Annotated in this window: 8 protein-coding genes and 3 pseudogenes; 5 read left to right on the forward strand and 6 right to left on the reverse strand. The window is 43.4% G+C overall.

Annotated features, from left to right (window positions below; genetic code table 11):
* The first annotated feature begins 480 nt into the window (after nt 1-480).
* Entirely contained in the window at nt 481-1173 is a 693-nt protein-coding gene (locus tag ACLFWI_RS20570; RefSeq protein ID WP_446414456.1) for a leucine-rich repeat domain-containing protein, read from the forward strand.
* A gap of 511 nt (nt 1174-1684) precedes the next feature.
* Here the strand turns inward: ACLFWI_RS20570 and ACLFWI_RS20575 are convergent.
* The 3 genes and pseudogenes from ACLFWI_RS20575 to ACLFWI_RS20585 form a co-directional block, all read right to left on the reverse strand.
* A pseudogene (locus ACLFWI_RS20575) lies at nt 1685-2077 on the reverse strand (serine/threonine protein kinase); the annotation flags it as partial.
* Nucleotides 2078-2125: 48 nt separating this feature from the next.
* Nucleotides 2126-2317, reverse strand: a pseudogene (locus ACLFWI_RS20580) (RNA-guided endonuclease InsQ/TnpB family protein); the annotation flags it as partial.
* 15 nt (nt 2318-2332) lie between these two features.
* Nucleotides 2333-2812, reverse strand: a complete 480-nt coding sequence (locus ACLFWI_RS20585) for a hypothetical protein (protein ID WP_446414457.1) — start codon at nt 2810-2812, stop codon at nt 2333-2335.
* Between the two features lie 59 nt (nt 2813-2871).
* Here ACLFWI_RS20585 and ACLFWI_RS20590 point away from each other — a divergent pair, with 59 nt between their 5' ends.
* The 4 genes from ACLFWI_RS20590 to ACLFWI_RS20605 are packed head-to-tail and all read left to right on the forward strand — an operon-like array spanning nt 2872 to nt 7739.
* Complete coding sequence (locus ACLFWI_RS20590) at nt 2872-3423, forward strand: pentapeptide repeat-containing protein (protein WP_446414458.1); 552 nt, start codon at nt 2872-2874, stop codon at nt 3421-3423.
* 37 nt (nt 3424-3460) lie between these two features.
* Entirely contained in the window at nt 3461-4102 is a 642-nt protein-coding gene (locus ACLFWI_RS20595; RefSeq protein ID WP_446414459.1) for a sigma-70 family RNA polymerase sigma factor, read from the forward strand.
* 31 nt (nt 4103-4133) lie between these two features.
* Entirely contained in the window at nt 4134-5123 is a 990-nt protein-coding gene (locus tag ACLFWI_RS20600; protein WP_446414460.1) for a DUF1822 family protein, read from the forward strand.
* Nucleotides 5124-5150: 27 nt separating this feature from the next.
* The gene (locus tag ACLFWI_RS20605; RefSeq protein ID WP_446414461.1) at nt 5151-7739 is read left to right on the forward strand and encodes an ABC transporter substrate-binding protein; all 2589 of its coding nucleotides are present in this window, start codon (nt 5151-5153) and stop codon (nt 7737-7739) included.
* Nucleotides 7740-7824: 85 nt separating this feature from the next.
* Here ACLFWI_RS20605 and ACLFWI_RS20610 read toward each other — a convergent pair whose 3' ends face one another.
* The 3 genes and pseudogenes from ACLFWI_RS20610 to ACLFWI_RS20620 all read right to left on the reverse strand — a co-directional run bounded on the left by ACLFWI_RS20610 (nt 7825) and on the right by ACLFWI_RS20620 (nt 9135).
* Entirely contained in the window at nt 7825-8025 is a 201-nt protein-coding gene (locus ACLFWI_RS20610; protein WP_446414462.1) for a hypothetical protein, read from the reverse strand.
* Nucleotides 8026-8446: 421 nt separating this feature from the next.
* Nucleotides 8447-8668, reverse strand: a pseudogene (locus tag ACLFWI_RS20615) (hypothetical protein); the annotation flags it as partial.
* A gap of 101 nt (nt 8669-8769) precedes the next feature.
* Entirely contained in the window at nt 8770-9135 is a 366-nt protein-coding gene (locus tag ACLFWI_RS20620) for a hypothetical protein (protein WP_446414463.1), read from the reverse strand.
* Nucleotides 9136-9177: the final 42 nt, after the last annotated feature.

Below are 9177 nucleotides of genomic sequence, written 5' to 3' on the forward strand. Positions count from 1 at the left end.
AGAATGGCTATCAACCTGTGGGTGAGTCTCAAGTGGATTTACAGCCATCGGTGGCGAACCCTGGGTGATGGGAAGTTAAGTCTAATCGGATAGAGATAAGCATTTGGGCATCACCTCTTTAATAAATTGATTGATCGCCTTAGCCCCCTGGCTCTGTTTACCCAGCTTGAGCTTAGAGAGACACGCGATCTGCGCTTCGCTTTACTCGCTTCGCTATCGCGGGTCTTCTCTAGGTTGTCTTCTGGAACTCTCTCAGGCTGACTCTTGGACTGTGTTAACACGGTAACGGCAAGCTCTCTCAAAACCTCGCCGGGACTGAGCGAAGTAAATTATTGAAACGGAAGCTCGCGTAAAGAAAATTTGGCGCGGATGGGTCGTCCAGTATTAAGTTTTGTTTCCAAAATTCCTCTTTGGCATAAAATAACCCTTAACCGTCAGAATTAATAAACGAAGGTTGAGCAAATAAAGAAGTACTATCCGTTGTCTGGACTTACCAATCTGACTAGCCTTTACCTCTTTTTTAACCAAATAGTAGATGTAAGTCTTCTGTCTGGACTTACCAATCTGACTAAGCTTTACCTCAGCGATAACAAAATAACAGATGTAAGTCCTCTATCTGGGCTTACTAATTTGACTGTTCTTTCCCTCAATAATAACCAAATAACAGATGTGAGTCCTCTATCTGGGCTTACCAATCTGACTGGGCTTTACCTCAATGATAACCAAATAACAGATGTGAGTCCTCTATCTGGGCTTACCAATCTGACTGGGCTTGGTCTCTACAACAACCAAATAACAGATGTAAGTCCTCTATCTGGACTTACCAATCTAACTGGGCTTTTCCTTGGCAGTAACCAAATAACAGATGTAAGTCCTCTATCTGGGCTTACCAATCTGACTAGGCTTGACCTTGACAATAACCAAATAGCAGATGTAATTCCTCTATCTAGGCTTACTAATTTGATTGGTCTTTTTCTCGACAACAACCAAATAGTAGATGTCAGTCCTTTATCTGGACTTACTAATTTGATTGTGCTTCACCTTGACGATAACCAAATAGTGAACCTTTTTCTAGTGCATAACATTGATTCCCTACCCAGATATTCAGTCCACTATACAGAAGTTTTGGCTTACTGGTCTTTTGCATGGTGTCGAAGTATTCTTTGTAGGTGACGCGCTCAAGTTTTATGATGTCTTGGGTCGGTGATGAATATCTTTTTTTAATACCTAACCAGTTAATAGTTAAGTAAATCTCTCTTTGAACAATTAACAACTGAATCTCTTCAAATATTTTGCCAATAATTTTTATCCATATTGACGAAACTATCCACAGAGTCAATGGTGCAACCAGTAATAAAGTTTCAACTTTCCAAAAGCCTAACAGTAGTAGAAGACACCAGAAGCTCGTTTGCTTCAACCCAGAAAAAATAACTTGGAGTTTTTGTTTAAGGGGAAGCGGAGGAATAACAATTTGTAGTTGGTCATCCGTTTTAGTTAGAACAACTCGGCTACCCCTAGGCTTTACGTGAACCTTTGCTAAGGACTGTAGTGTCAGTTGCTCCTTTTGTAAAGCATCCAAGGCTGACCGAGCATTCTTGAATCGCTGACTAAGATCGGGTTGAATTAGTAATCTAAGCCAGGTTTGGAACGGCTTACTGGCGAGTCGTTCCGCCTCAAACCGAATACAACCGTTGCGGCTGGGTAAATCAGCGGGATGGGTTCTAGTTAGCAAGTCAATTAATGTAGCACCCAAGCTATACAAATCTGAGGCAGGAATTGTCTTGCCACCAAACTGCTCAGGTGGCATATAACCATAGGTACCGACGACTGTAATCGTGCCACCATCTGCTACCGTTTGCACTGAGCCAAAATCAACGAGATAGACTTGACCAAGACTATTCCCACTGCGATCGCCCAACAGAATATTGCTTGGCTTAATATCCCGATGAATGACAGGTGGTTGGTGGGTGTGGAGGTAATCCAAAATTTCTAATAATTCCTGGGCAATTGCCCTGAGATCTGCTTCACTGAAGTGACGCCCAACTTGCATCCAGTCCTGGAGCGATCGCGCATGGATTGAATACTGTAGCGATCATTCAAGAGTTGATTAATCATGTCTTATACCCCACATTCCTTTAAACGCTAACTGTAACCGCTTGAGGGTTTGTTGCAACACCTGCGAATGTACTTGCTTGAGTTCAGGGATGTCTTTTTTGGCTTGAGTCAGGTTTTTGCACTGGCTAGCATAGGTGGGTGCTGGTTTATCAGCTGGTATGATGTACTCATATTGATATTGAAGCGAACAAGCGTTAACTTGGCGTGGCACTTCAGTTTAACCGCCACCACCACCACCACCGCCATCACCGTCGCCACCACTACAGGGGATAGTTACTTCAAATTCGCGATGGTAAAAACAGTTGTTACAATCCAGAGTCACTCGCTTTCTACCCTTGTAAGAGGTTGGATAAACCAAAACTTGAGACCGAGTTTCGAGCGCCAGCTTTCCACAACGCGGACATCGACGGGGAAGAACTTTCATCATAGCTATACCAATGACTGGTAAGCTCCAAAGCATATAGACAAAAAATTGTTGAAGATCAAACCTAAATTGCTGCCATTGAGGTTGAGGAAGATTCAAAATCGATGAGGGAAAGATAATTTGCACTTCGAGTTCCTGCCCAGGTGGCAATGCTTGACTGGCAACAAATTCAAAGGTTTTACCATCAAGAGTGCGACGAGTAGCAGGAATTCCATAGGATGTGTAGCTTTTGACTTGACCTGAGAGGACTTCGGGTAAGTGAACGGTAACCATACCTGATAGAACAGGTACTTGGCGCTCGGCAAGGAGCCAATCTACAAGGTACCACACTTGTGAGAGCTTACCTGGTTGGCGCGAACCTCAGCCAAGCTAATCTCACTGAAGCGGTTCTCACAGGAAGTAATCTCACCTTAGCCTCGCTTACTGAGTCGAGCTTGGAAGGTGCAGACCTGAGTGCTGCGAATCTACAAGGTGCTAATCTACAACTGGCTAATCTCAAGGGAGCCAAATTGATTGCACCTACTTTGATACAAGATGCTGATCTAAGAAATACCAACTTGGAAGATGCCAACATTCAAGGTGCAAACTTGGAAAGAGCCAACCTAGAAGGAGCAAATTTGCAAGGAGCAAACCTCAGCGATATTTCAATTCGTTTGCAGGATATACCTGGTAATTACAGTTTTGGTGAATTTTTGCTTGATCTTGCAATTGGTTTTCCTATTAGCAACAGAGGTACAAAATTTTACACTAACCTACCAGAAGCCACATTTTTCTGCACAAGGGTGAGAAAATGGGGAATAGTGTTAAGCTTTGTAACAAAAACTGGAGTTTGGCATAATCGTCTCACCATTGACCAGACTACTAGATCAAAGCAGATGATTTGATCAACCAGAGTTATAGGGATTCGAGTATCTTGATATTATGGTGGGTAATCAGCAACTCAATGAAGAACTCAGGCAGCTAGCCATCAAAGCACAGCAGCATCGTGCTAATACGAAGATGCGGCAAATAGCGTTAACCCGGCTAGTCAATGCTATTCAGCGTTCCGGTCAACTTTGTCGTCCCTATTCGGGTCAGTTTCCTGGCTTGTATGAGGACATTTATAGTTCCGCCTGCAATCGCACGTTTCTTTATATCTGTCAAAATATTAATGGGTATGATCCGAATCGAGGAGAAGTAATAGCGTGGGTTAATTTCATCATGAAAAGACGATTTATTGACGCGATTAATGAGATCTTAAGCTCCTTTGTCAAACAAAGCTGTTGTTCGACTCAAAGACTGTGGACTGAAAACCTAGAACAGCTTGTCGTACCAGAATTAAATCCTCTTTTATCCTCGGAGATCATCTTCTGGATCAAAGAAGATCCTGAAGGTCTTTTTCAAGCAACACATATCTCGAATCATACAGAGGTAAATTTTCAATATTTAGTGATCAAGAGAATTGAAGGATATTCGTGGCGAGAATTGTCGGAGCATTTAAAAATTCCCCTATCAACTCTTAGTCGATTTTACGACCGTTGCTTGACTCGGTTTTCTTCCCATTTGCGAGAATATTTGTATTAATTATTTGAGTCATTACTTCAAGACGGTAATCATGAATGACATCTTGCCAAAACCAACATTCAGTGTAGCGTTAACCCAATCCGTACATCATCGGGCAAACCAGTTGGCGAAACAGCAGTCAAATCCCCAAAAAGCGCAACAAATTTATCTCAATATTTTAACCGTGCATGCTGTAAATTTTTACTGTCAATGTATGGGAATTGAGACAGATTTACAAGAAAGGAATAACCGGAATTTAGTGAAATCAAATCCTCCAGACGTTGTCGATTTATCACTCACAAAGCTAGGGACGCTAAAGTGCCTTCCGGTAGGCTCAGAATCCCAGGTGGTTAAAATTCCTTCTGGGGTTAGGGAAAACCAGATTGGCTATTTAGTTGTGCAGTTCAACGAATCCCTGACAGAAGGAACACTACTGGGATTTGTCAAAACGGTGAAAACACCAGAGTTACCGTTGATTCAGTTAGGTTCCCTGGAAGATTTCTTAGAACAGATAGAAACTCTGACGACACTAATCAACTTGAGCCAGTGGTTTGAGAATATCTTTGAGGGAGGTTGGCAAAATTTTACCGCAGCGTTTAAACCCTCAGCACTACAACCCGCATGGCGTTTTAGGCCAAATCCAAGTCAAGTCACCCCTTTTTCCCATAAAAATAGGCAAGGAAGAGACTCAGAGAGTTTGCCAAGTCGATTGGGGATGAAAAAGCCTAGAGTAACAGGGGTTAAACCGATAAACTTAGGCAAAAACCAGACGGATTACGCCCTAGACTTAGTGGTCAATTTAACCGAAGCCGTTGAGCAAAAAATGGATATCGAAGTGCAAATTCATCCCCGCGATCGCGAAACACTACCCCTGGGTCTAACCTTGAGCATAATTGATGAAGCCGGACAAGTGTTTTCCGAACGTTCAGCCGGAATCAATTCGACTATACTCACTAAACGATTTCGCGGTAAACTCAAAGAACAGTTTACGCTAAAATTATCTCTGGCAGAAGCCAGCTTCACCGAAAACTTTGCAGTCTAACGGCGTCAATGGCGAAAGGAGTCAGCAATGGGTCGAGCCGTATATTTAACCCTTGATGGTGACTTAGACAGGGGAATTCGAGTCATTCTGGAATGGGGGGAAGAAGGTTACTCTTACGAAGGCAGAATTAGCGGACGTTTACCTGCTAATCCTGAGATTACCCAACTCTATCAATATTGGCAGACTAATTATCGCCAACTTGAGGAAATTTACCGCAGACCCCGCTTAGAAGAACTCCCTGATTACAATACCTCTAGAGAGGACTGTCAACAATTCGCGGATCAGTTGAAAGAGAAGATCAACCAATGGCTCAACGCTACATCCAATGAATTTCATCGCATCCGGGAGAATTTAGCCGTTCAGTTAAATAACTATAAAGACAATGACATTCGAGTCTTGATTCAGACTGACAACCCTCAGCTTCAGCAGTTACCTTGGCATCTCTGGGATTTTTGGGAACGTCAACGTTCTGTTGAAATTATCTTAAGCACGTTTGAGTATCAGGCAATTCGACAAAAAGAACCAAAAAACCAAATCAGACTCTTAGCTATTTTCGGCAAAAATGATGGAATCGATATCATCTTTGACGAACAAGTTTTAAAGAAAACACCGGGGATAGATTCCTGCTTGCTTCAGAAACCGACACGAGATCAGTTAGAAAATAGGCTTCATGATGAACAAGGGTGGGATATCTTCTTCTTTGCGGGTCATAGTTATACCGAAGGGGATGGTAGCACAGGTAGAATTTATCTGAATGAAACGGAAAGTCTGACCGTTGATGAGTTACAAAATGCTCTCTCAACTGCCATAAAAAAAGGCTTGAGTTTAGCTATTTTTAATAGCTGTGACGGGTTAGGGTTAGCCAAGGTGTTAGTGGATTTAAAGATTCCCCAAGTCATTGTGATGAGAGAACCCGTACCCGATGAAGTCGCCCAAAAATTCCTGACGTTTTTTATCGAGAACTTTTCCCAAGGACTCTCCCTCCACAATGCAGTCAGTATCGCCAGAAAAAGACTAGAATCTATAGAGGATCGACTGCCTTACGCGACATGGTTACCTGTGATGTATCAACATCCAAATGCCGCTTCTGTTACCTGGACTCCACAAAGGAATAAGTGGCAAAGGCTTGGTTTAAGATTTGGCTTGGGATTAGCCGTCATTTTATCTACACTGATGAGCTTTGACAAAGTTGCCATAGAACCGGGGAAAACTTGTCCTCCCAATCAGGGAGACTTTATCAGTTGTGGAGAAGAAATTCTGCTGCAAACCTTACCCCCACGGTTAAAGGAAAGGGGCGTCGAATTATTAGCCGAATCGAAATATACAGAAGCGATTCAGTTACTCAAAGAATCCTGGCATACAGAGAACAGAGATCCGGAAACGTTAATTTACTTAAACAATGCGTTGCTGCAAGCCCAAGGCGCAAAGTTATACACCATTGCTGTTGCCGTTCCCGTGATTCGCAACCCGGATGAATTAAAATCCGTAACCGATTCAGAATTAGCTCAAGAAATTCTGAGGGGCGTTGCCCAATTACAAACGGAAGTCAATTTGGGTCTCTTTGAGGGTGAGGAAAAACTGGTTGAGGACTTTCCGGGCAATGGGTTCCTGCCTAAGCAAGTAATTAAGAATCAGATGGGTTTGAGAGTTGTCATAGCTGATGATAGAAATGATACAGAAGCCGCCAAGCAAAGGGCAGAAGCATTGGTGAAACAGCAAGAGATTCTGGGTGTTGTCGGACACCAAACTAGCGAAGCAACGGTAGCTGCTATTGATGTTTACCAAGAGAACAAATTGGTCGTGATATCTCAGGGGACAACCACTGAAGAACTGACAGAAGAGCCGAAAGATGTTTTTTTTCGGACAGTTCCGAGTAATCGAGTGGAAGCAAAGTATTTAGCTGATTACCTCCGTAACGAAGTGGGTCAAAAACAAGCGGTTGTCTTTTACAATCCCAATAGCCCCTTCTCCAGTTCGCTGCGACAGGAGTTTGAAACTATGTTCAAAGAAAAGGGAGGCAAGGTTGTCAACGTAAAAGAATTTAATTTGTCGAAAAATAATTTCAATGCAGAGAAGGCAATCAAGGAAGTCAACCAACAAGCTGGGGAAACAGCCTTGGTTTTACTTCCAGATGGTCAAGTGACGGAATCTCTTTTCCATGCCATTGATTTGGTCAAGGTTAATAATGGTGATAATTGGATAGTAGGAAGCTGGTCTCTCTACGGTCCGAAGATTCTCGCCATTGCTAATTTCAAACCGTTTGACAAGTTCGTTTTATTTTCGCCTTGGCTGGGCTTGAATAGTCCCAATCAAGAATTTGTTCAAGACGCTCGTGACTTGTGGGGAGGAGAAGTTAGTTCTAGAACGGCTCTCGCCTATGATGCGGCTCGTGCCCACAAGCAGGCTTTAGTCATGCAAGATAAACCAACACGCATGGGTATGCAAGAAACATTGATGGCTCCTGGCTTTAGCACTGATGGAGCAACTGGAACCATTAAGTTTGAACCGAATGGTAATCGCTGGAATCCTCCAGGATTATTAGTACAGGTTGTACCCTGTAGTAACCGATATTACGGTTTAGCATTTGTTCCGATTGAGTCTACCGATTGTCGGTAACCCGATTAGTTAGAGCGCCTCTAAAATAACCAATCAGTAGAGACGTTCCGGTGGAACGTCTGAGATCAGGGAAATTCCGTTGTCGTTAATCGCGCCTTAAATCTCCCCGATCATCACTGGGATCATTGGGCATTTGTGGTGTTAAGGCTGGATTGTCTACGGTTTCCTCAGCATCGCGATCGGCAATATAACCGGGTTTCATGGTTAAATCCTTTGGGTCAACCGTTGGAGTTTGCTCTTGAGCCTTTTCCGGTTCCGGTGATGTGTTATTTGGGTCTGAACTCATTACAGCCTAATCGTTTCAACAGCTTTACCTTAACCCATTCATCGGGAAAACTGTACTATCGCAAGGCAGAAATTCTACCTTCTTGCACTAAGTAGCTTATTTATAGTTACACAGGATTGTATCCAGAATTCGTTCATGCTGCTTGAGTTCTGTAACATCGCGGACGGTAATCGAAGGGTCACGCCAGTAGCCAGTAGGGTGTGTTAGCGTAGCGTAACGCACCTTGACCACTTATGGTGGGTTCTACAGATGCGCGAGCTACACGGAGCCTGTCCTAGAACGAAGTGAAGGATTTCGCAGATGCTTCGTTTCGTTCCTCCGCTTCGCTCCGGACTCCGCGAACCATGACAGATTCTACCTTAGACTGCAACTTGATATAAGTCCTGTTAAATAAACTTGAAGGGAGAGAGTGCGATCGCTCTCACTCTCCCTCCAAGATTCCCAGCAGGACTCTGACTAAGCTATCCACATCATCCGGTACTTTAAACAAATTGATATCTTGAGTAATTTGTTGTTGACTGCGTTCCAGTTTGCCAAACCGCCAAACATCACCCATCGTCACTGCCCCATAAAACAGATTTTGTTCCTCAATATGGGATAGAGCAATTAACTCAACGGCTAACTGAGTAAATCCTCTAGTCAGATACCTTCTCCAAAATTCCCATCATGACTCTTAACGAGACCTATGGTAGGGACATGACATATCGTATCCCTACCGTTAGCGCATTTTGAATAGGTGGATGCCTAACGCGCCGCTTTAACGTTGGATGTCTCCGGCGGCATACTCTCCAAACTGAGAGGCACCATATCACCGTTAAACGTTAGTCCTAATAACATGGGTTCCTGGGGTTGAATAAACTTGCCCGTGAGTACACACCGTTCTTCTTGCTGGGCGGTAGCCCGAATGCTGGCTCTGATATCGTAGACGGAAAAGTTTGGTCGATAATCCCCTGATTTCTGCTGGATATAGTTCCAGAGGATATCTCGAATCAGGGCTTGATAGCCTTGGTTGCCAGACAGATCTTTGAGCTTCTCCTTTAACTCTCTCTCCAAGCGGATGCTTGTCACTTCCATGTCAGTGGTTGAAGTCTTAGGTGCAGTCCGTATCATGTTTTTTTCCTCAACTATGTGGACAGGTTCGTAATACAAGTG

Origin of the sequence: Coleofasciculus sp. (assembly GCF_046539235.1) — a bacterium.
GTDB lineage: Bacteria > Cyanobacteriota > Cyanobacteriia > Cyanobacteriales > Coleofasciculaceae > Coleofasciculus.